Annotated in this window: 18 protein-coding genes; 13 read left to right on the top strand and 5 right to left on the bottom strand. The window is 67.5% G+C overall.

Annotation, left to right across the window (positions count from 1 at the left end; genetic code table 11):
- Nucleotides 1-14 precede the first annotated feature (14 nt).
- The 9 genes from EV137_RS38810 (at nucleotide 15) to EV137_RS38770 (ending at nucleotide 11,046) form a co-directional block, all read left to right on the top strand.
- Nucleotides 15-1,874 carry a right-handed parallel beta-helix repeat-containing protein gene (locus EV137_RS38810; RefSeq protein WP_134010737.1) on the top strand — a complete coding sequence of 620 codons (1,860 nt, stop codon included), beginning with the start codon at nucleotides 15-17 and terminating at the stop codon, nucleotides 1,872-1,874.
- Between the two features lie 5 nt (nucleotides 1,875-1,879).
- Nucleotides 1,880-3,721, top strand: coding sequence for a right-handed parallel beta-helix repeat-containing protein (locus tag EV137_RS38805; protein WP_134133124.1), 1,842 nt, complete (start codon nucleotides 1,880-1,882; stop codon nucleotides 3,719-3,721).
- A 16-nt stretch (nucleotides 3,722-3,737) separates the two neighbouring features.
- Nucleotides 3,738-4,484: an SDR family NAD(P)-dependent oxidoreductase gene (locus EV137_RS38800; protein ID WP_134133123.1), complete on the top strand. Its 747-nt coding sequence runs from the start codon at nucleotides 3,738-3,740 to the stop codon at nucleotides 4,482-4,484.
- Nucleotides 4,481-5,668 carry a CaiB/BaiF CoA transferase family protein gene (locus tag EV137_RS38795; RefSeq protein ID WP_134010743.1) on the top strand — a complete coding sequence of 396 codons (1,188 nt, stop codon included), beginning with the start codon at nucleotides 4,481-4,483 and terminating at the stop codon, nucleotides 5,666-5,668. The genes EV137_RS38800 and EV137_RS38795 overlap by 4 nt, the downstream gene beginning before the upstream one ends.
- Entirely contained in the window at nucleotides 5,668-6,441 is a 774-nt protein-coding gene (locus EV137_RS38790) for an enoyl-CoA hydratase/isomerase family protein (RefSeq protein ID WP_134133121.1), read from the top strand. Before EV137_RS38795 ends, EV137_RS38790 begins: the two co-directional genes overlap by 1 nt.
- A 4-nt stretch (nucleotides 6,442-6,445) precedes the next feature.
- The gene (locus EV137_RS38785; RefSeq protein WP_166680140.1) at nucleotides 6,446-7,384 is read left to right on the top strand and encodes an MBL fold metallo-hydrolase; all 939 of its coding nucleotides are present in this window, start codon (nucleotides 6,446-6,448) and stop codon (nucleotides 7,382-7,384) included.
- Between the two features lie 280 nt (nucleotides 7,385-7,664).
- Nucleotides 7,665-8,528, top strand: a complete 864-nt coding sequence (locus tag EV137_RS38780; protein WP_134010749.1) for an ABC transporter permease — start codon at nucleotides 7,665-7,667, stop codon at nucleotides 8,526-8,528.
- On the top strand, nucleotides 8,525-9,421 hold the full coding sequence (locus tag EV137_RS38775) for a carbohydrate ABC transporter permease (protein WP_134010751.1): 897 nt from the start codon (nucleotides 8,525-8,527) through the stop codon (nucleotides 9,419-9,421). Before EV137_RS38780 ends, EV137_RS38775 begins: the two co-directional genes overlap by 4 nt.
- A complete protein-coding gene (locus EV137_RS38770; protein WP_134133119.1) occupies nucleotides 9,418-11,046 on the top strand; it encodes a type 2 periplasmic-binding domain-containing protein in 1,629 nt (542 codons plus the stop codon). Before EV137_RS38775 ends, EV137_RS38770 begins: the two co-directional genes overlap by 4 nt.
- Before the next feature lie 59 nt (nucleotides 11,047-11,105).
- Here EV137_RS38770 and EV137_RS38765 read toward each other — a convergent pair whose 3' ends face one another.
- Nucleotides 11,106-12,341 carry an SGNH/GDSL hydrolase family protein gene (locus EV137_RS38765; protein ID WP_134133117.1) on the bottom strand — a complete coding sequence of 412 codons (1,236 nt, stop codon included), beginning with the start codon at nucleotides 12,339-12,341 and terminating at the stop codon, nucleotides 11,106-11,108.
- Nucleotides 12,342-12,477: 136 nt separating this feature from the next.
- On the opposite strand from EV137_RS38765, the gene EV137_RS38760 reads away from it, so the two are divergent.
- The gene (locus tag EV137_RS38760; protein ID WP_134010757.1) at nucleotides 12,478-14,979 is read left to right on the top strand and encodes a DEAD/DEAH box helicase; all 2,502 of its coding nucleotides are present in this window, start codon (nucleotides 12,478-12,480) and stop codon (nucleotides 14,977-14,979) included.
- A 48-nt stretch (nucleotides 14,980-15,027) separates the two neighbouring features.
- Entirely contained in the window at nucleotides 15,028-16,146 is a 1,119-nt protein-coding gene (gene ybiA / locus EV137_RS41695) for a riboflavin biosynthesis intermediates N-glycosidase (RefSeq protein WP_238175854.1), read from the top strand.
- Here the strand turns inward: ybiA and fabV are convergent.
- Both fabV and murA read right to left on the bottom strand, forming a co-directional pair.
- On the bottom strand, nucleotides 16,098-17,270 hold the full coding sequence (fabV, locus tag EV137_RS38750) for an enoyl-[acyl-carrier-protein] reductase FabV (RefSeq protein WP_134133116.1): 1,173 nt from the start codon (nucleotides 17,268-17,270) through the stop codon (nucleotides 16,098-16,100). The genes ybiA and fabV overlap by 49 nt on opposite strands.
- Nucleotides 17,271-17,283: 13 nt before the next feature.
- On the bottom strand, nucleotides 17,284-18,570 hold the full coding sequence (gene murA, locus EV137_RS38745; protein ID WP_134010763.1) for a UDP-N-acetylglucosamine 1-carboxyvinyltransferase: 1,287 nt from the start codon (nucleotides 18,568-18,570) through the stop codon (nucleotides 17,284-17,286).
- Nucleotides 18,571-18,619: 49 nt separating this feature from the next.
- Here murA and EV137_RS38740 point away from each other — a divergent pair, with 49 nt between their 5' ends.
- Entirely contained in the window at nucleotides 18,620-19,201 is a 582-nt protein-coding gene (locus tag EV137_RS38740; RefSeq protein ID WP_134010765.1) for a cob(I)yrinic acid a,c-diamide adenosyltransferase, read from the top strand.
- Here EV137_RS38740 and sppA read toward each other — a convergent pair.
- Nucleotides 19,198-20,850 (bottom strand): signal peptide peptidase SppA, encoded by a 1,653-nt coding sequence (gene sppA, locus EV137_RS38735; RefSeq protein ID WP_134133114.1) that lies wholly within the window; start codon nucleotides 20,848-20,850, stop codon nucleotides 19,198-19,200. The genes EV137_RS38740 and sppA overlap by 4 nt on opposite strands.
- A gap of 49 nt (nucleotides 20,851-20,899) precedes the next feature.
- A complete protein-coding gene (locus EV137_RS38730; protein WP_134010769.1) occupies nucleotides 20,900-21,232 on the bottom strand; it encodes a hypothetical protein in 333 nt (110 codons plus the stop codon).
- A gap of 142 nt (nucleotides 21,233-21,374) precedes the next feature.
- Between EV137_RS38730 and EV137_RS38725 the strand changes: the two genes are divergently transcribed.
- The gene (locus tag EV137_RS38725) at nucleotides 21,375-21,710 is read left to right on the top strand and encodes an STAS domain-containing protein (protein ID WP_134010771.1); all 336 of its coding nucleotides are present in this window, start codon (nucleotides 21,375-21,377) and stop codon (nucleotides 21,708-21,710) included.
- Nucleotides 21,711-21,771: the final 61 nt, after the last annotated feature.

Genomic DNA, 21,771 nt, shown 5'->3' with positions numbered 1-21,771 from the left:
GGACCCCGCCCAACATGTCCAGAAGAACCAGGCGTACGACGCTCAGCGTCGGCGCCGGGGTGGTCGCGGCTGCCCTGGTGACCGTCGCGGCCCTCCAATTCAACGCCCAGCCCGCCGGTGCGGTCGACTGCAACAACTTCTGGGTCGCACCCGATGGCAACGACTCCGCGAAGGGCACCGAGAAGGAGCCCTGGAAGACCGTCACCCGGGCCCGCGACGAGATCCGGAACAAGGATCTCAACGACCGGATGAACTGCGACATCACCGTCAACCTGAAGGCCGGCAACTACCCGGTCGCGTCCACGATCGACCTGAACGAGCAGGACTCCGGCAAGAACGGTCACCGGGTCGTGTACCGCAGTGTCGACGGCCCCGGTAAGGCGCAGCTCCAGGGCGCCGAGGAGCTCACCGGCTGGACCCCGACCCAGAACGGCATCTACAAGACCAAGTTCGACGCGTCCAAGCCCTTCTACACGCTCTTCGAGGACGGCAAGCGCGCCACGAACGCCCGCTACCCGAACCGCGCCGCCGAGGACACGTGGGCGCCGTACATGACATCGATCCTCTACGAAGAGGACAAGATGGACGTCCACAACTGGCTGTGGGGCAAGGCCGGTGACTGGGATCCGACGTGGGACCTGAGCCAGGCGTCGGTGACGATCTGGTCCGGTGGCTCCTGGTCGTGGTTCACGGACACGATCCCGCTGCTGGACACCAACTTCAAGAAGACGCAGACCACCCTGAAGTACTTCACCCGGTTCGCCATGGTGAACAGCCGCGGCGGCTCGCGATACTACTTCCAGAACTCGCTGAGCTTCCTTGACCAGCCAGGGGAGTACTACGTCGACTTCAAGGCCGGTGAGGTCTACTACAAGCCGCGCGCCGGCACGATGGACGGCGTCAAGGTCCTGCGGCCCACGGTGAAGACCGTGCTCAACCTGGCCGGTAAGTCACCGCAGGACCGGCTGCACGACGTGACGTTCGACGGTCTGGGCGTGCAGTACTCCGACTTCGTCAGCTGGTACCGGGTCGGCTGGAACGCCCCTGGTGACTCCGGCTTCGAGCACAAGTACCCCGAGTACGACCGGCAGATCGAGCTACCGCGGGACCAGTTCGGTGCGATCACCCTGACCAACACCAGCAACATCGACCTGAGCCGGATGCACATCTCCGACACGGGCTACACCGGCATCTTCATGCTGTACGCCAACGATCACACCAGGGTCACCGACAGCCTGCTGGAGAACATCGGCAACGACGGGATCAAGGTCGAGGGCGGCTGGCCCGGCGAAGGTGACCTGACCAACCACCACACGTTCTCGAACCTGTTCATCGACCACGTCGGTGAACTGGTCCCGGGTGACGCGGCCGGCATCGAACTGATGACCACCGGGAACAACACGGTGACGAATGTCGAGGTGAAGCACAGCGCCCGCTACGGCATCAGCCTGGAGTCGCGGCCGGAGGTGAAGGACCCGGACCAGTACTCGTCCGGTAACACCTTCAAGTACATCAAGCTGGAGGAGATGGGTCTGGACAGCGGCGACATGGGCGCCTTCTACACGTACGGCGTGGACAACCAGGAGCCGCACCCGATCCAGAACACGGTCGACCAGATGGTGATCGGGGACGTGATTCCGGACCCGTCGATGCCCGACGCGGGCGGCACCCGCGGCGTGCACATGGACGCCGGTGGTTGCGGGTTCGCGATCAGCAACGTGCAGGTCGGGAAGGTGACCGACCAGAAGTACCAGGCGTACCAGTGCAACCAGGTGACCAATGCCGACTGGGAGGCGGGCTTCGACGCGTCGAAGATGGAGTACGACAAGATCGGCGTACTGCCCACCTTCCCGTACGACGTCGCGGGCCGGTGACTCCGATGCCACGTTTCGCAGCGGGAGTGCTGGCCGGTCTGGCCCTTCCTGCTCTTGTCCTCGGAGGCGGGGTGGCGGCGCGAGCCGCCGCCCCGGCCGGGCAGGACACGTGCAGCTCGTTCTGGGTCGCACCGGACGGCGACGACAAGGCGCCGGGGACCGAGTCGAAGCCCTGGAAGACGATCGAACACGCACGAGACACCTTGCGGATCAGGGCGCATGCGGGTTGCACGCCCGTGGTGAACCTGCGGGCGGGCACCTACCAGGTCGACAAGACGATCACCTTCGACGACCGCGACTCCGGGGTCACGTACCGGAGCGTGGACGGGCCGGGCAAGGCGGTCTTCGAAGCGGGGCGGGAGGTGAGCGGCTGGACGCCGTACAAGGACGGCATCTTCAAGGCGCCGGTCGATATCAGCCAGCCGTTCTACAGCCTGTACGCCGACGGGAAGCGTGCCACCACGGCCCGATACCCGAACCGCGAGTCCGACGACAAGTGGGCGCCGTACCTGCGATCGGTCCTGTTCGACCCGACCAAGGAAGCGGTGCGCGACCAGCTCGGGTTCAACGCCGGTGACATCGACCCGTCCTGGGATCTTCGGCTCGGTACGTCGTGGCCCGCGCAGGTGACGGTGTGGTCGGGCGGCTCGTGGTCGTGGTTCACCGACACGATCCCGATGCTCGACATCAACTTCACGAAGAAGCGGACCACCCTGGTGTACCCGGCGCGGTACGGCTTCATCAACTCGGGCGGCGGCTCGCGGTACTTCGTGCAGAACTCGCTGAGCCTGCTCGACCAGGCCGGCGAGTACTACCTGGACTACCCGGCGAAAACGCTGTACTACAAGCCGGCCGGCGGCACCATGGACGGTGTCAAGGTGTACCGGCCGACGCAGACGCAGGTGTTCTCGATCGAGGGCGCGTCTCCGAACCGGCGGGTGGAGAACCTGACACTCGACGGCCTGACCATCCAGCACACCGACTTCATGGACTGGTACCGGTACGGCTGGAACGGGACGGGTGACTCGGGCAACAAGCACAAGTACCCGAAGTACGACACCCAGATCGAGCTGCCGCGGAACCGCTGGGGTGCGATCACGCTCACGAACACGCGCGGGGTGAAGCTGACCGGGCTGCACATCCGGCAGACCGGGTTCACCGCGATCGAGTTGCTGTTCGCGAACGAGAAGACCACCGTGTCCGACAGTCTGCTCGAGCACCTCGGCAACGACGGCATCAAGGTCGAGGGCGGCTGGCCGGGTGAGGGCGACGTTGCCCATGGCAACACCTTCACCAACAACTACATCCACCACATCGGCGAGCTGGTGCCCGGCGACTCGGCCGGCGTCGAGATCATGAACAGCGGCGGCAACGAGGTCAGCCACACCGTCGTCGAGCACGGCGCCCGGTACGGCATCAGCATCGAGTCGCGGCCGGAGATCCCGAACGCGGACAACTACGCCGGCGGCAACACCGTCAAGTTCGTCCGGCTGTCGCACTTGGCGCAGGACAGCGGCGACACCGGTCCCTTCTACGCGTACGGCGTCCGCAACCAGCCGCCGTACACGCCGGACGCCTCCGTGTCGCAGATGATCATCGACGACGCCAACGCCGATCCGTCGATGCCGGACGCCAAGCCGTACGGCGTGCACATGGACTTCGGCGGGTGCGGGTTCGCGTTCTCGGACATCAAGGTGACGAACACCGAGAGCGACCCGTACCACGGGCCGTCGGCCGGGCCGTGCGACACATTCGCGAACGTGAGCTGGGAGGCCGGGTTCGACGAGTCCAAGATGCAGTACGACCAGATCGGCGTACTGCCGTCCTTCCCCTACGAGAAGCCCTGAGGGTTCTGAGAGTTCAATGGATATCGAGAGGTTCAAGGGCAAGGTCGCGCTGATCACCGGAGGTGCCTCCGGGATCGGCGCGGCCACCGCCCGCCGGATCGCCGACGAGGGCGGCACGGTCGTCATCTGTGACCGCTACGGCTCAGCAGCTGCTGAGCTTGCCGATGAGCTGGGTGGTACGGCGTTTCAGCTCGACGTGACTGATCTCGAGCGGACGGTGGAGGTTGTCTCGGGGCTGGAGCGGGTTGATGTGTTGGTGAGTGCTGCTGGTGTGGACGTCTGCGACACCGTGCCGAACACGACGCCGGACGAATGGCGGACGATCCTCGACGTCGACCTGACCGGTGTCTACAACTCGTGCCGGGCCGTCCTGCCGCGCTTCGTTGCGCAGGGCGGCGGTGCGATCGTCACGATCTCGTCCGCGATCGGGACGGTCGGGGAGCGGAACAGGTCGGCGTACTGCGCGGCGAAGGCCGGTGTGGAGAACCTGACCCGCGCGATGGCACTCGACCACGGCCCGGACGGCGTCCGCGCGAACTGCGTGGCGCCCGGGCTGATCGACACACCGCTGATCCGCAACGGCAAGGTCAGCGGTGCGGACGATCCGGGTGCGATGCAGGCGATGGTCGACCGGCATCACGCGCTCGGCCGGATCGGTCAGCCGTCGGAAGTGGCGGCGGCGATCGCGTTCCTGGCCAGCGACGACGCCTCGTTCATCACCGGTGCGATCCTGCCGGTCGACGCGGGCTGGACGGCGCAATGAACATCCTGGGCGGTTACCGAGTACTCGACGTGTCGGTGGCGATGGCCGGCCCGCTGGCGGCGATGCGGCTCGGCGACCTCGGCGCGGACGTCGTCAAGGTCGAGCCGGTCACCGGTGAATGGCAACGGCACACGGCCGCCGGTGGCGCGACCGGCAACCAGGTCAACGCGTCCTTCCTGTCGCTGAACCGCAACAAGCGCAGTCTGGCCGTAGACCTCAAGTCCAACGCCGGCCGCGAGCTCTTGTACGAGCTGGTGCGCACAGCGGACGTGTTCCTGCAGAACTACCGGCCTGGTGTGGCTGCCCGTCTCGGCGTCGACTACGACACCCTCCGCGCACTGAAGCCCTCGCTGGTCTACGTGTCGATTTCTGGGTACGGCGAGAGCGGTCCGTACGCCGAGTGGCCCGGACAGGACCTGCTGGTGCAGGCGATGAGCGGTGCTCTGTTCAGCGCCGGCCGACCGGACGAGCCGCCCGTGGCTGCGCCGTACTTCCTGGCCGACGCGGTCACGGCGTACAGCGCGTTCGAAGGTGTACTGGCCGCTCTGCTGCATCGGGAGCGGACCGGTGAGGGACAGCTGGTTCAGGTGAACATGCTGGACGCGGTGATCGCGCTACAGATGCAGGAGCTGTCGGTGCACACCGTTGGCGGCGTACCGCAGACACGGTCGGAGGAGGTGCATGCGCACAGCTACATCCGTGCGCCGTACGGCATCTTCACCACTGCGGACGGGTACATCTCACTGGCGTTTGCGAACCTGCCTGTACTGGCGGAGGTGCTGGACGCGCCACAGCTCGCCGGACTGGACGCCGAGCGAGACGGGTTTGCGCGGCGGGACGAGATCGCCGCCGCGGTGTCCACTGCGCTACGACGAGAGACGACAGAGCACTGGATGCTCAAGCTGCGTGAGCGCGGCGTGTGGTGCGGTCCAGTGCTCTCGTACGACGACGTACGCACGGACCCACAGGTGCTGCACAACGAGTCGTTCGTGACCTACGAGCACCCGACCGAGGGCACTGTGACGACACCTGGCTTCCCGTACCGCTTCAGTCGCACGCCTCCCGACGTACATCGTCCTGCTCCGCTGGTCGGCGAGCACACCGATGAGCTGCTGGCCGAGCTCGGTGTGTCACCGGCGAGACGACAGGCGTTGCTCGAGCAGGGTGCGGTGGTAGCGCTGTGATGGCGGACGGGAAGGTCCGCTTCGAGCAGGACGGGTACGTCGGCATACTCACGCTGGACCGTCCCGCGAAGCTGAACGCGGCCACCCGGTCGATGAGCGCCGAGCTGCTCGAGCTCATCCCGCGTATCGACGACGACCCGTCGATCCGCGCGGTCGTGGTGACCGGAGCGGGCGAGCGCGCCTTCTCGGTCGGTAGCGACATCGGCGAGCTCGACCGGTACGACGGCCCGTGGCACTTCCGGAACCGGCGGGACTACTGCGACGCGCTGCGCTCGTTGCGAACGCCGGTGATCGCGGCGGTCAACGGGTACGCGTACGGCGGCGGACTGGAGCTGGCGCTGTCGTGCGACATCCGGCTGGCCTCGGGAACGGCGAGCTTCGCGGCGGCGGAGATCAAGCTCGGGTGGATCGGCGGCGGGGGAGTGACGGCACTCCTCGCGGCGTCGGTGCCGGCGAGCGATGCGGCGATGATGCTGCTCACCGGTGATCCCATCGACGCTGTCGAGGCGCTCCGCATCGGGCTGGTCAGCGAGATCGTGGACCCCGAAGACCTGTTGCCGACCGCAACCGAGTTGGCGCACCGGATCGCCGCACGCCCACCGGTCGCGGCTGCCGCGGCCAAGGCGAACCTGCGCGCGGCCTGGTCCATGGGTCTGGAGGCCGCCATTCAGTACGAGCGCGAGCTGCAGGCCGTTGCCCTCGGCACGCAGGACGCCGCCGAAGGACGGGCGGCCTTCGCGGAACGTCGTACCGGAACCTTCGAAGGACGGTGAGGTTGTGGCTGAAGAGATCGCGCCGGGTATCCATCGGCTGGCGACCGACTATCCGCACGTGGGTGGACTGCCGCTCTGGTTGCACGTGATCGACGCCGGCTCCGAACTGGTGCTGCTCGACGCGGGGATCGCGTCCACGCCCGAGTCGTCGACAGCACCCGAGCTCGCCGGCCTGGGGCTCGGGCTGTCCGATCTCACCCTGGTCGTCAACAGCCACGCCCATCCCGATCACATGGGCGGCAACGCCGTACTGCGCAAGCACAGCGGGGCACGGTTCGCGGCGCCCGCGCTGGAGGCCGGGTGGCTGGAGGACAACGAGCGGCTGCTGACCGAGCTGTGGGGCTCGGATCCGGACGCGCTGGACCTGTCGGACACCGAGCGGACCGACCTGCTGGAGATGCTGGACGAGCGGGTCCGGATCGACGTCCTGTTGCGCGACGGGGACCGGCTCCCCGGTGAACGCCCCTTGCAGGTGATCACGACCAGCGGCCACAGTCCCGGGCACATCGCCGTACTCGACGAGGCCTCGCGGACGCTGTTCACCTTCGACGACGTGCAGGGCCGCGGGCGCCCGTACCTCGACAGCGCGCTCTGGCTGGCGCCGCTCTACACCGACGTCACCCGGTACACGAACGGGCTGAGCCGGCTCCTCGAGCTGGACTTCGACGCGCTCGTCCCGTCGCACGGCGACGCGATGGACGCGACCGCCGGCCGGAAGCTGATCGAGGAGAGCCTCGAATGGGTCGCCGCCGTCGACGAGCTCACCAGCAGCCTGCTACGTAGCAAGGGTTCGCTGACTGTCCGTGACCTGGCCTACGCCATCGGCACCGAGCTGGGAGCGTACGGCGCGATCAACCTGCAGACCGTCCGGATGGCCCGGGCGCACCTCGAACACCTGGCCCGTCGCGGCGGCGCCGAGACCCGCTGGCACCACTCCGGCTGACCGGATTCCGCAAGACACTCCGAACAAAGCTGCGTGACTCCCCAAGACACGACACAGTCGGACAAGGAGATCGGAAAGCGCTCTCCAATCGTGGGGGGCTACGACCTGGGAGTGTCGCGTGGCTCAAACAGAACGAATCCCCAGCCGACAGACCACGGCCGGAAAACCGACGGGGTCCGGACCGCCGGGCACCGTTACGGACAGTAGATCCTCGGAGCGCTCGGCGGGTAAGCCGCCGTCCTGGTGGGCGCGCGCCCGGCGGGACAAGATCCTGCTGCTGATGGCCCTGCCCGGGCTGGCGCTGCTGCTGGTGTTCCACTACCTGCCGCTGCTCGGGAACCTGATCGCGTTCCAGGAGTACCTGCCGTTCGTGCCGCTCGGCCGCAGCGCGTGGGTCGGGTGGGACAACTTCGCGGTGATCTTCAACGGCGACGCGGAATTCCTGAACGCACTCAAGAACACGCTGCTGATCACGCTGGTCCAGGTGATCTTCGTGTTCCCGGCGCCGATCGCGTTGGCGCTGCTGCTGAACAGCCTGCTGTCCGAGCGGATCAAGCGGGTCGTGCAGTCGGTGCTGTACCTGCCGCACTTCCTGTCCTGGGTGATCGTGATCGCGATCTTCCAGCAGATCCTCGGCGGCAGCGGACTGATCAACAACTTCCTCCGCGAGCACGGGATGGGCACGATCGACTTCCTCGGTAACCCGGACGGCTTCATCGCGCTGCTCACCAGCCAGGTGATCTGGAAGGACACCGGCTGGGGGACGATCCTGTTCCTCGCCGCGCTGACCCAGATCGATCCCGGGCTGTACGAAGCCGCGCGCGTCGACGGCGCCTCGCGCTGGCGGCAGCTGTGGCACGTCACGGTGCCCGGGATCCGCGGGCTGATCATCCTGCTGCTGATCCTGCGGCTGGGTGACTCGCTGACCGTCGGGTTCGAGCAGATCATCCTGCAGCAGAACCTGGTCGGGAGACCGGCGAGCGAAGTGCTCGACACCTACGTCTACAACAACGGCGTACTGGCCGGCCAATGGGGTGTGTCGGCCGCGGTCGGCTTGGTGAAGGGTCTTGTTGCCGTCGTCCTGGTGCTCGGCGCCAACAAGATCGCCCACATCTTCGGCGAGGCAGGGGTGTACAAACGATGAGCGCTGTTCAGACAGGGATCGACGACGGTCCCGGGATGCCGTCGCGGGCGGTGAAGGGCGTCGTACTGCTGATCTGCTGCGCGGTCGTCATCATCCCGTTCATCGGCGTGATCGCGACCAGCATCGCCAGTCAGGAACATGTTACGAACTCCGGTGGGTTCGTGCTCTGGCCGGACGGGCTGAACCTGGACGCGTACAAGGCGATCTTCAACGGCGGCGTGGTGCAGCGGGCGCTGCTGATCAGCGTCGTGATCGCCACCTTCGGCACGCTGATCAGCCTGGCCGGATCCACGATGCTCGCGTACTCGCTCAGCCGGCCGGGGTCGTTCGGGCAGCGCCCGATCCTGATGATCGTGCTGTTCAGCCTGTTGTTCAGCCCGGGCCTGATCCCGAACTACCTGGTGGTGAAGGAGTTCGGGCTGCTCGACTCGTTGCTGGCGCTGATCCTGCCGACGGCGATCAGCGGGTTCAACGTGATCGTGCTGCGCTCGTTCTTCATGGGCATCCCGGACTCGGTACTCGACTCGGCCCGGATCGACGGCGCCGGCGACTTCCGGATCTTCTGGTCGATCGTGCTGCCGCTGTCGAAGGCGGTGCTGGCGGTCGTCGGGTTGTTCTACGCGGTCGGGTACTGGAATGCGTTCTTCAACGCGATGCTCTACATCAACGACACCGCGAAATGGCCGTTGCAGCTGGTACTGCGGACCTACGTGATCAACAACACCGAGCTGAGCAGCGGTGATCTCGGCGGCGCGTCGGCCGACCAACTGCCGCCGCAGGAGTCGATCCAGATGGCGATCCTGGTGGTGTCGCTGGTGCCGATCCTGATCGTGTACCCGTTCCTGCAACGGCACTTCGCCAAGGGCATGCTGACCGGGGCGGTGAAGGGATGACGGAAATCAGCAGGATCAGCAGGCGAACGCTCCTCGGTGGATCGCTGGCGGCCGCGGCCGTCGGCCTGAGCGGCTGCTCCACCGTCACCAGGTCGACGGACATCGCGGCGTTGAACAAGCCGGTCGCGCTCCCGACGTACAAACGCTTCGACGGCCCGAAGCCGGACCTGCCACGCAGCCACCCCTTGATGCCGGACTGCTTCTACCGCTTCCCGGAACATCCGGCGAAGGTCACCGACGGCGTACCGGCCGATGGCAGCGACCTGTCCGGGTCGGTGCCGACGTCGAACCCGATTCCGCCGACCGCGGACCGCAACCTGTACTGGCAGGAGCTGAACCGGAGAATCGGTTCGCCGCTGTCGCTGACGATCACCTCGGCCACCGGCTCCGATTTCACCAACAAGTTCGCGACCTCGGTGGCCGGAGACACGCTGGGAGATCTGTTCAACGTCGACGGCAAATTCTCCTATCTGCCACAGTTCCTCGAGGCCCGGGCCCAGGACCTGACCGAGTACCTGTCCGGCGACGCGATCCTGGAGTACCCGTTCCTGGCCAACCTGTCACCCGACTCCTGGCGCGGCTGCGTGTTCGCCGGCGGCATCCGGGCGGTCCCGATCCAGCGCGGCGTCATGTCGTCCACCCTGCTGCTGGCCCGGCAGGACCTCCTCGACCAGTTCGGCGTCGAGCTCGGCTCACCCGGCGTGGACGAGCTGAACGCGGTGGCGAAGGCGGTCACGGACCAGAAGAAGAACCGCTGGGCGTTCGCGGTCCCACCCGCGTCGGCGCTGAGCGCGATGCTGCGGCTGCCCAACGGCTGGGAGGTTCGCGACGGCCGGCTGGTGCACGGCCGCGAGCTCCCGGAGTACAAGGAGATGCTCGCGATCACGGCGAAGATGCAGGCCGACGGGCTGATCCATCCCGACGGGGTGGCGAAGAACAACCAGAAGGTCTGGTTCAGCCAGGGGTCCGCGGTGATGACGCAGGACACCTACTCGTCGATCCAGAGCTTCTACCGGCGCGCCGTGACGCCGAACTTCGCCATCGCGCTGCCGGTCGTCCGGGACAGCGCCGGGGAGATCGGCCGGTTCCTGCTGGGTTCGCCGAACAACTCGATCTCGGCGATCAGACCCAGCTCGCCGGAGCGGACCAAGATGCTGCTGCGGGTGCTGAACTGGATGGCAGCGCCGTTCGGCACCGAGGAGTACCTGTTCCGTAAGTTCGGCCTGCCCGGGCGGCACTACACCCTGAAGGGTACCGATCCGGTGCTGACCAAGGACGGCAGTAGTGAGGTCTGCCTGGGCGAGTTCCCGATCCAGTACCTCGCCGACGGTGGCTATCCGGTCTACTTCCCGGGTCATCCCGAGGCGGTCGATGTCGCGTACAACCACCTCAAGACGATCCTGCCGACCGCGATCCTGCAGCCGACGTACGGGCTCTACTCGTCGACAGACTCGACGAAGGGCAAAGTCGCCGACAAGGACTTCGATTCGCTCACCAAGGAGATCCAGCTCGGCCGCTCCAGTCTGTCGGACTGGGACAAGGCGGTGGCCAACTGGCGTAAGTCGAGCGGCGACGCGATCCGCCACGAGTACGAAGAAGCAATGGCCGCGCAGGGCCGGAAGTAGCCGGAGGCAACAACCGCCGTACGCACCGCCCGCAAGGCGATGCGTACGGCGGTTGGCTGTCAGTCGCAGCGCAGGCTGTCGAGGTTCGGTGCGTCGCCCATCGCCTGGTTGCCGGCGTCGTTGGGGTGCAGGCCGTCGCCGCCGTCGTACGCCGCTGCGAGCCGGGTCGGATCCGCCGGGTCGCGCGTTGCCGCGTCGAAGTCCGCCACGTCGTCGAACTCACCGCTCGTGCGGATGAACGTGTTCACCGCCTGCCGGATCGCTTCCTTCTCCGGCGTGTACACGAACGAGCTCCCCATCGGCGTCAACGTCCCGCCGACGATGCAGCGTCCGGACGCGTGCACCCGGGCGATCAGCTGCCGGTATCCGGCGAGCAACTGCTCCGTCGTCGCGCCGGCGTAGATGTCGTTGATCCCTTCCAGTACCAGCACCGTCCGTACGCCGGGCTTGGTGAGCACATCCTTGTCCAGCCGGGCCAGTGCACTCGCCCCCGCACTACCAGCCTTCGCGACCCCGCCGAGCACCCGGTTCCCCGAGATGCCCTCGTTGGAGATCGCCAGCCGCGCCGGCTCCGGCAGTCGCGCGTAGCGGGCAGCGAGGATGTCCGGCCAGCGCCGGTTCGTGTCGATCGTCGTCCCGACCGACGAGGTGATCGAGTCGCCCAGCGTCGCGACCGTCGCCACGTCCCGCGTCGCCTCGACGATCGCTGCGTTCAGGAAGTACCACGCCGAGGACTCGGTCTGATACGCCGTACTCGACTCGTCGGCCGCGTGATCACCGGATGTCGACTTGTAGCTGTGCTGCATCGCCCGGTTGTGCGCGGTGATCACGCCCGTCGTCCCGACCACGTGCAGGCTGACCGTCAGACTCGTCAGGGCCGGCACCACACCGGGCAGCGGGTCGCTGATCGCCATCGCACCCGGCGGGATCGTCACCGTAGTGCTGCCGCTGAACGTCAACCGCCGGCTCGACCCCGGTACCACGGTCGCGCCGCTGGCCTGCCGCCCGACGTACACCGAGTCAGACACCAACGGCTGATCCCCGTTCGCGTTGGAGATCCGGACGCGCAGCTCCTTGCCGCCCACCGACGTCCGCAGCACGTTCCGCACCGTCACATCACTCAACGACCCGCCGGCGATGTCGTCCGCCGCACCCCAGGTCGTCACGAGCCCACCTCCACGTCCTCCTTCACCGGTCGTCGCCACCTTGTCCGGTGCGGCCGCCACCAGACCCGCCGCACCCACCGCCGTCACCAGCAAACTCGCGCCCACCCGGCGCCACGCAGTAAAAGTCATGCCCATCAAGTCACCCCCGAATAGACATGCTTGCAATCGTTTGCACAGGTTCCGTCGCCGAACGGTCGGCCTGGCGAGCCGAACGGTAGATATCCCGGCAGCCGGTGGATTGGCCGGTCGGGGACAATGGGTAGTGATGACGCTGACCGAGATGTTGCCGGAGACGACCGAGCCTGACGACCTGTACGACGCGTTCGCGCGGTGGGTGGGGGAGCAGGGGATCTCGTTGTACCCGGCTCAGGAAGAGGCGTTGATCGAGGTGATGACGGGGTCGAACGTGATCCTGTCGACGCCGACCGGCTCCGGGAAGAGTCTGGTGGCGACCGGCGCGCACTTCGCGGCGCTGGCGAACGGGCAGCGGACGTTCTACACGGCGCCGATCAAGGCGCTGGTGTCGGAGAAGTTCTTCGCGTTGTGCGACGTGTTCGGCGCGGAGAAGGTCGGCATGCTGACCGGCGACGCCTCCGTCAACGCGGGGGCGCCGATCATCTGCTGTACGGCGGAGGTCCTGGCGAACATCGCCCTGCGCGAAGGGGCGGACGCGGACGTCGGCCAGGTGGTGATGGACGAGTTCCACTTCTACTCCGAGCCGGATCGCGGCTGGGCGTGGCAGGTGCCGCTGCTCGAGCTGCCGAAGGCGCAGTTCGTGCTGATGTCCGCGACCCTCGGTGACGTCGAGCGGTTCAAGATCGACCTGTCCCGACGTACCGGCCGTCCGACCGCGATCGTCGCGTCCGGCGAGCGCCCGGTCCCGCTCATCTACAAGTACGTCACCACGCCGCTGCACGAGACGCTCGCCGAGCTCCTGGTGACGCATCAGGCTCCCGTGTACGTCGTGCACTTCACGCAGGCCGCTGCCCTGGAACGCGCCCAGGCGCTGACCAGCATCAACGTCTGCACGAAGGAAGAGAAGGACAAGATCAAGGAGCTGATCGGGCACTTCCGCTTCAGCGCGGGCTTCGGCAGGACCCTGCAGCGCCTGATCATGCACGGGATCGGGGTGCACCACGCCGGCATGCTGCCGAAGTACCGGCGGCTGGTCGAGCAGTTGGCGCAGGCGGGATTGCTGAAGGTCATCTGCGGCACCGACACCCTCGGCGTCGGCATCAACGTGCCGATCCGCACCGTCCTGCTGACCGCGCTGAGCAAGTACGACGGACGCCGGCAGCGGATCCTGAAAGCACGCGAGTTCCACCAGATCGCCGGCCGCGCAGGGCGGGCCGGATACGACACGTCCGGCACGGTCGTCGTCCAGGCCCCGGACCATGTCGTGGAGAACGTCCGGTTGCTCGCGAAGGCAGGCGACGACCCGAAGAAGCAGCGCCGGGTGCAGCGCAAGAAGCCGCCAGAGGGCTTCGTCACCTGGGGTGAGGACACCTTCGACCGGCTGGTCGCGGCCGACCCCGAGCCGCTGCAGTCGCGGATGCGGGTCAGCCACGCGATGCTGCTGAACGTGATCGCCCGCGACGGTGACGCGTTCGCGAGCATGCGGCACCTGCTGCAGGACAACCACGAGGACTCCCGGGCGCAGATCCGGCTGATCCGCCGCGCGATCCAGATCTACCGGACGCTGCTCACCGCCGGTGTGGTCGAACGCCTCGACGAGCCGGACGAGAACGGCCGATCGTTGCGGCTGACCGTGGACCTGCAGAAGGACTTCAGCCTGAACCAGCCGCTGTCCACCTTCGCACTGGCCGCGCTGGACCTGCTCGACCCCGAGGACCCGCTGTACGCGCTCGACGTGGTGTCGGTGGTCGAGGCGACGCTGGAGGATCCGCGCGCGATCCTGCTGGCGCAGCTGCACCACGCCAAGGGCGAGGCCGTGCAGGGGATGAAGGCCGACGGCATCGAGTACGAGGAGCGGATGGAGCTGCTCGACGAGATCAGCTGGCCGAAACCGCTCGAAGAGTTGCTCGAGGCAACCTTGGAGATGTACCGGCAGACGCATCCGTGGATCGCGGAGGCCGGGTTGTCGCCGAAGTCCGTCGTACGGGACATGTTCGAGCGGGCGATGACCTTCGGCGAGTTCATCCAGTACTACGGTCTCGCGCGCTCGGAGGGCATCGTCCTTCGCTACCTGAGCGACGCGTACAAGGCGCTGCGGCAGACCGTGCCGCCGGACAAGGTGAACGAGGATCTCACCGACCTGATCGAGTGGCTCGGTGAGGTAGTCCGCCAGACCGACTCCAGCCTGCTCGACGAGTGGGAGGAGCTCACCAACCCGACCGAGGAGGAGGTTGTCGCGCCGGCTCCGACTGGTCCGCGCCGGATCACCTTGAACACCAGAGCCTTCCGCGTCCTCGTCCGCAACGCCATGTTCCGCCGCGTCGAGCTACTCGCCCTGCACCGCTGGGCCGAGCTCGGACAGCTCGACAACGCAGCCGGCTGGGACGCGGGCCGCTGGGCCGAAGCCGGTACGGCGTACTACGCCGAACACGACGTCGTAGGCACCGGGCCCGCCGCCCGCGGCCCCGCGCTCTTCATGGTCGAGGAACACCCCGGCTACTGGGAAGTCCAACAGATCATCGACGACCCCGAAGGCAACCACGACTGGCGCATCACCGCGAGCGTAGACCTGAACGCCTCGGACGAAGCCGGCGAACTCGCCCTGGAAATGGTCTCGTTCAAGCCGTTGTAGCGGATATCTAGATGGCCGCGCCTCGGCCGATGACCGAGGATGAGAGGTATGAGCCGCCACGAGTACCTGGTCAGCCACAGCTACGGTATGGGGGGCTTCGTGTGGTGGATCGAGGCTGATTCACCGGCACAGATCCTCGACACGCTGTCTGAAGTCAGCGTCGTCACCGATCCGGACGAGATCGCGCGAGCGGCGGCCGACATCGGCGAAATCCCTCGACTCCGCCTCGACGACCTGGGGAACGACGGCGTACTCCTGAACCTCCGGGATCGCCGGGCCAGGGACAAGAAGCACCCCGCGTACGGCGTACTCGCGCGGCGGATGCCCGTGTTCCTGCGCGACTCCGCCGAGGACGGTGCAGAGTTCCTGATGGAGGTCGTTGCCGAGGACGAGGCGCACGGCGTGCCGACAGGGCGTCGGCGGCGGATTGTCCGGCGTCGGCCGGACGGACGAGCCGAACGGGTGATCGACTGGCCGATCGAGCCGACCTTCGACGTGTACAACCCCGTCCTCGCGGCGATGGAGATCACCCCCGCCGAGTTCGAGCGGGCCTGGCTGCTGACCGGCTCGGTCGACGAGCCGCGGAGCGCCACTGATCTCTTGGACGGACACGAGCAGGGTCGCCGCTATCGCTTCCTCCGCTTCTGGGGTCACACGCCGCGTCGCGAGGGCCTGGTCGACGCCAGCTGCCTCAGCCAGTGGTATCCGGCGCCATTCACGGTTGAAGACGTCACCTATCTGACCGCCGAGCACTGGATGATGGCGGGGAAGGCCAGGCTCTTCGGCGACCAGGCCGCGCTCCGTGCTGTGCTCGACGCACGCCACCCAGGCGCCGCCAAAGCCGCCGGCCGCACTGTGCGCGACTTCGACGAGGACGTCTGGCGCCGCCATCGCTTCGAGTTGGTGGTGGACGGCTCGATCCACAAGTTCACCGCGCATCCGGGCCTGCAGGAGTTCCTGCTCGCAACGGGATCACGGGTGCTGGTCGAGGCCAGTCCTGTCGACCCCGTCTGGGGCATCGGCCTCAGCGCCAATGACGACGCCGCCACCGAGCCGGCCCAGTGGAAGGGCTCCAACCTGCTCGGGTTCGCGTTGATGGCCGCCCGCGAACACCTGACTCAGCTGGTGGCTGGCCAGTTCACGTCGACCTCGGTTTCGGCGTCGTAGTTCACGCCCGGTACGTCGAAGCCGTACAGGCGGCGTACTTCGGTGAGGAACCAGGCGGCGTCGGCGACCTCGGCGATGTTGGCCTGGGTCACTGACTCCCACTGGGCGCGGACGGCGGACTGTACGTCGTCGTTGAGTTCCCAGCGGTCGAGGCGGATGCGGCCCTCGTCGTCCAGGTCGAACGGGGACGCGCCGGTGAGCTGGTCCCACAGGGCGATCGACTGCTCCACCGGTGTCTGCAGGCCGGTCACCTTGTGGAGGAGGCTGACGTACAGGCCGATGCCCGGGATCGCGGACGATGCCTGCGTGACCGCGGCGCCGTTGACGGACGTCATCGCGGTCACCCCGTCCGCGGCCAGCTTCAGCGCGGTCTGCTCCAGGTCCGCCTTGGACGCGCCGATCGAGCCCTGGCGGTAGAGCGGACCGGTCAGCTCGGAGCCGATGTAGGTCAGGGCGACGGTGTTGAAGCCGGGCTTGAGCAGGTCGCGGTCCTGGAGCGCGGTGATCCACCGAGTCCAGTCCTCGCCGCCCATCACCTTCACGGTCTGCGCGATCTCGTCGTCGGTCGCGACCTCGATCCCGACCTCCTGCAGCACCGGCGCACCGTCGTCGAACGCGAGGCTCTTCGTGGTGTGCTCGGCGCCGATCGCCTTCAGCACCGACTGGTACGTCTCGCCGGTGCGCGGGTCGGTCCGCCGCGGCGCGGCGACACTGTAGACGAGGTGGTCGATCCCGCCGAGCTGCTCGGCGACCAGGTCGAGTACTTCGTCCTTCGTGGTGTCCGCGAACGCGTCCGCGTTCACGAAGGTCCACGAGCGACCGAGCTCGGCGGCGAGCGCGGCGGTCTCCGCGGTGCGGTACCAGCCGGCGGTGGCTGTACGTCGTGCCGTCGGAGCCTTCTCGAAGCAGATGCCGATGCCGTCGATGCCGTACCGCGCGAGCCCGGCGATCGTGGTCGCGAGCCCGTAGCCCGAACTCGACCCGATCACGAGCGCCGTACGGCGTGCCGGCGTACGACGCTCGACCTCCGCCGCCATCTCCCGCACCACCCGCGCACACCCCGCCGGATGCGAATCGAGAAACAGAAATCCCCGCCCAACCGGCTTCACCACACGCTCAGTCATGAGGGAGACCCTATTAGCTCCAGTACATCTCCGCATCGTCCGGCTCGACTACGACGTCGGCGCCGAGGCGGCGGAGGTTGCCGGCGAAGTCGGTGTAGCCGCGGTGCACGTGGTGGGCGGCCGATACGAGCGTCTCGCCCTCGGCGGCGAGACCGGCCAGCACCAGCGCCGCGCCGGCGCGGATGTCGGAGGCCACCACCGGAGCACCGGACAGCCGCGGTACGCCGCGAACCACCGCGTGATGCCCGTCGGTCTGGATCTGCGCACCGAGCCGGGTCAGCTCCTGCGCGAACGTGAACCGGCCCTCGAACAGGTTCTCGGTGACCATCGCCGCGCCGTCGCTGATCGCGTTCAGCGCGATCACGAACGCCTGCAGGTCGGTGGCGAACCCGGGGTAGGGGAGCGTGACCACGTCCACGGGCTTCGGCCGGTCGTGCATCCGGACCCGGAAACCGGGGTTCAGCACCGTGATCTCCGCGCCGGCCTTGTGGAGCTTGTCGAGCGGCAGCTCGAGGTGCTCCGCGTGCCCGTTGGTGACTGTCACGTCACCCTTGGTGATGGCCGCCGCGAACGCCCAGCTGCCGGACACGATCCGGTCCGGGACCACGACGTGGTCGACGGGCTTGAGCAGCCCGCTCACCCCGGTGATCTCGATCCGCGGCGAGCCGGCGCCGTCGATCTGCGCGCCCATCTCGACCAGCATCGCCGCGATGTCCTGGATCTCCGGCTCGCGGGCGGCGTTCTCGATGATCGTCGTACCGCGCGCGAGCACGGCCGCCATCATGATCGTCTCGGTGGCGCCGACGCTCGGGAAGTCCAGCCAGACCTCGGCGCCGTGCAGCCCCTGCGGAGCCTCGGCGATCACGAAACCGTGCTCGATGTGCACCTTGGCGCCCATCGACTCCAGGCCCGCGACGTGCATGTTCAGGCCGCGGGAACCGATGTTGTCGCCGCCCGGCAGCGCGACCTCCGCCTGGCCGCAGCGGGCCAGCAGCGGACCGAGCACCGAGATCGACGCGCGCAGCTTGCGGACCAGGTCGTAGTCACACTGGTGCCCGATCGTGCCCGGTACGGCGATCGTCGCGAGCCGCTGCTCCGCGTCAACCTTCACCTCGCAACCGAGAGTGTCCAGCAGTTGCGCCATGAACGTGACGTCGAGAATGCCCGGCACCTGCCGCAGCGTCGTCGTACCCTCTGCCAGCAGCGCTGCCGCCATCAGCTTGAGCACACTGTTCTTCGCTCCGGCCACCTCGACAGTGCCGTCGAGCCGTGCCTCACCCGCGATCCGAAACCGTTCCACCGGTCGACTGTAGCGTTTGACCCGCCGAGGCTTTGCGTAGAGTCCTGGCATGGCTGTGAACTTGACGCGGATCTACACCCGCACCGGAGACGCCGGCGAGACCCGCCTCGGCGACAACTCCGTCACCTCGAAGACGGATCCGCGGCTGGCGGCGTACGGCGAGGTCGACGAGGCGAACTCCGCGATCGGCGTGGCCATCGCGGCCGGGCACCTGAACACTGCGCTCGTGGTCCTGCTGACCCACGTCCAGAACGACCTGTTCGACGTCGGCGCGGACCTGTGCAACCCGATCACGCCCGACCCGGAATACCCGCCGCTGCGCATCACCCAGGACTACATCGACCGCCTCGAGGGCTGGTGCGACGACTACAACAGTCGTTTGACCAAGCTCCGGTCGTTCATTCTGCCCGGTGGCACCGAGGGCGCGGCGTACCTGAACGTCGCCCGCACGGTTGTCCGCCGCGCCGAGAGGGCCGGCTGGGCCGCCGTCGAGGCGCACGGGCCGTCCGTCAACCTGCTTGCGCTCACCTATCTGAACCGGCTGTCCGACCTGCTCTTCATCCTCGGCCGCGTCGCGAACCTGTCTTCCGGAGGCGACGTCCTCTGGGTCCCGGGCGGAGAGCGGGGTTAGCTGATCTCCCAGCTGAAGGGCATCCGCAGTACGCCGGCCGGCGGCAACCCCAGCGCACTGTAGAGACCAGTGGTCAGGCCGTCGAGGGTCAACGGCGCCGCACTGACAGCCAGATCATCGGTCGTCGTGGGCGCCTTCAGCTGACTGAGCAGGTTGCGGTGCGGTACGGAGGTCACGGCGATCTCGTCGCGGTCCAGACCGGCCCGGTTGCACGCGAGCGTCAGTGCGTGCTGGAAGCCGCCCAGCTCGTCGATCAGCTTGTGGCTGTGCGCGTCGGCGCCGGTCCAGACCCGTCCGCGGGCCAGCGACTCCAGCTGGTCCTCGGGCAGGCCGCGATCCTGTGCGGCCTTGGCGACGAAGTCCTTGTAGATGCGGTCGAGTGTCTCCTCCAACTGCGCCCACTGCTCGTCGGTGAACTCCTCCTGCGCCGAGTACATCTGTGCGTTCGCGCCCTCCGACACGGCCTCGCGTGAGATGCCGATCCGCCCGAGCGCATCGCGTATGACGCCCTTGCCGGTGAGGACCCCGATCGACCCGGTGATCGTGCCGGGCTGCGCCACGATCACGTCGGCCGGCATCGCCACGAAGTACCCACCGGATGCGGCCACACCACCCATCGACGCGATCACGGGCCGTCCGGTCGAGCGCAGCCGCAGTACTTCGTTGCGGATCGCGTCCGAGGCGACGTACGAACCACCTGGGCTGTCGACGCGCAGCACTACCGCCTTCACGCGTTCGTTGTCCGCTACAGCACGCAGTGCGGCGCCGACGGTGTCGGAGCCAGAGCCAGGACCCCCCATCGGGCTGTTGGAGTTGCGGCCGACCGAGATGCCACCTGTCACACGGACAACCGCCACCAGCGGCTTCTGCGGCCACGGGAGGTTCTTGCGTACCTCGTGGAGCGTCCGCGGACCACGCCGGATGTACCGCTCGGCCAGCAGCCTGTCGTCGTACCGCAGCTCTTTCTCGAGCTCGTCGTACACGTCCGACCGGTAGCCGAGTCGATCGACCAGTCCGGCGTCCAGACCGACCTGTGCGGGCAGCGGCGCACCGTCGACGAGCTCTCGGACCCGTGCACTGTCCAGACGCCGTCGTACGGCGATGCCCTCGACGATCTGTTCGTACGCCGATTCCGCCAGCCGCGACGCCATCTCGCGAGCAGGCGCGGTCATCTCCCGCTCGGTGAACGTGTCGGCAGCGGTCTTGTACTCACGCCGCTTGCCGAACTGGGGGATCACACCGGCCTTGTCGAGCGCCCCGCGGACGAAGACCGCCTGCACGGACACACCGGTGATCGCCAGGTCGCCGGACGGCTGGAGCCAGATCTCGTCGAACGCCGTCGCCAGGTAGTACGGCACCGTGCCCTGTCCGGTCTCGCCGAACGACTCGGTCCACGCTACGGCCGCCTTGCCCGACGTACGGAAGTCCGCCACCGCCTCACGCAGCTCCTGCACCTGCGCGAGTGAGAGCCGGCTGCCGCCGATGTGGGCCACTACGCCGACCACACCGTCGTCCCGCGCCCCCTTCCGCAGCGCGCCTACCAACTCGCGCAGAGTCGGCAGGTGGCGCGCACGGAACGCCGCCACCGGTGAAGCGGGCGGCGTCTCGAGTACGCCGCGGGTCAGGTCCAGCTCGAGCAGAGTCCCCATACTCCGACCCTAGACCCACACAAAAGGCCGATCAGCTCGACCAGTTCGCTCAAGGAGTTTCGAGCAGGCCGCGGGCGGCGGCTTCGTCCTTCGGCCAGACGTAGACCGTCCAGCCGTCGGTGGTGCGGGCCGCGGTGGCCTTGATGCCGAAGTCCCGCAGGCGGCTGACCAGGACGCGGGCCTCGTTGTAGTTCGGCACGGTGCGGATGTCGATGAGCAGGCCGAAGGCGTCCCGGTCGGCCGGGCGGTGGTCCACCCGGCGTACGAGCGACCCGCCCTTCGCCTTCGAGAAGGCCCAGCGGCACAGCAGCACCATCACGCCGGCCAGGGCGATGGCCACCACCGGGAACAGGAAGTAATCCTCGGCGAACACGGACACCATTGTCTCGCGAAACAAAAGATCCTGACCCCTTGGCAACCTTCCGTGTCTCCAGGGAGTCTTTACCAACACAGACGCTGCCATACAAATTTTCTGGGCCGGCCGATCAACTCGGGGGCCGCCGGAAGAGCGGGAGGGCACGGACATGCTCGCACCGACCCACAGCAAGCCCAACAGGGCCTCTGACAACGTCGTACACCTGACCGGCATCCTGGACGTGCGCTCCGTCGGCGACGTCCGTCAAACTCTCAACGACCTGATCGACGCCTCCGACGGCGACGTGATCGTGGACCTGGAAGAGGTCGATGCGGTCGACGCGACCGGTCTCGGCCTGCTGGTCGCGACCCACCGCCGCACCCAGTTGCTCGGCCGCCAACTCGTGCTCTGGCACCCGATGCCGTCGGTCGTCCGCATCCTCGCGGTCACCCGTCTGCACCGCGTGCTGAACGTGGAGCGGACCCCGCTCCCGATCAGCGCCTGACTGTGATCTAAGCCCCTGGTGACGCCAGTCACGAGAGGCAGACTCACAAGGGCACAGAGTC

This window comes from Kribbella pratensis (assembly GCF_004366075.1).
Classification (GTDB): domain Bacteria; phylum Actinomycetota; class Actinomycetes; order Propionibacteriales; family Kribbellaceae; genus Kribbella; species Kribbella pratensis.
The sequence above is the reverse complement of the archived record's forward strand: the minus strand, read 5'-3'. Positions and strand labels throughout refer to the sequence as shown.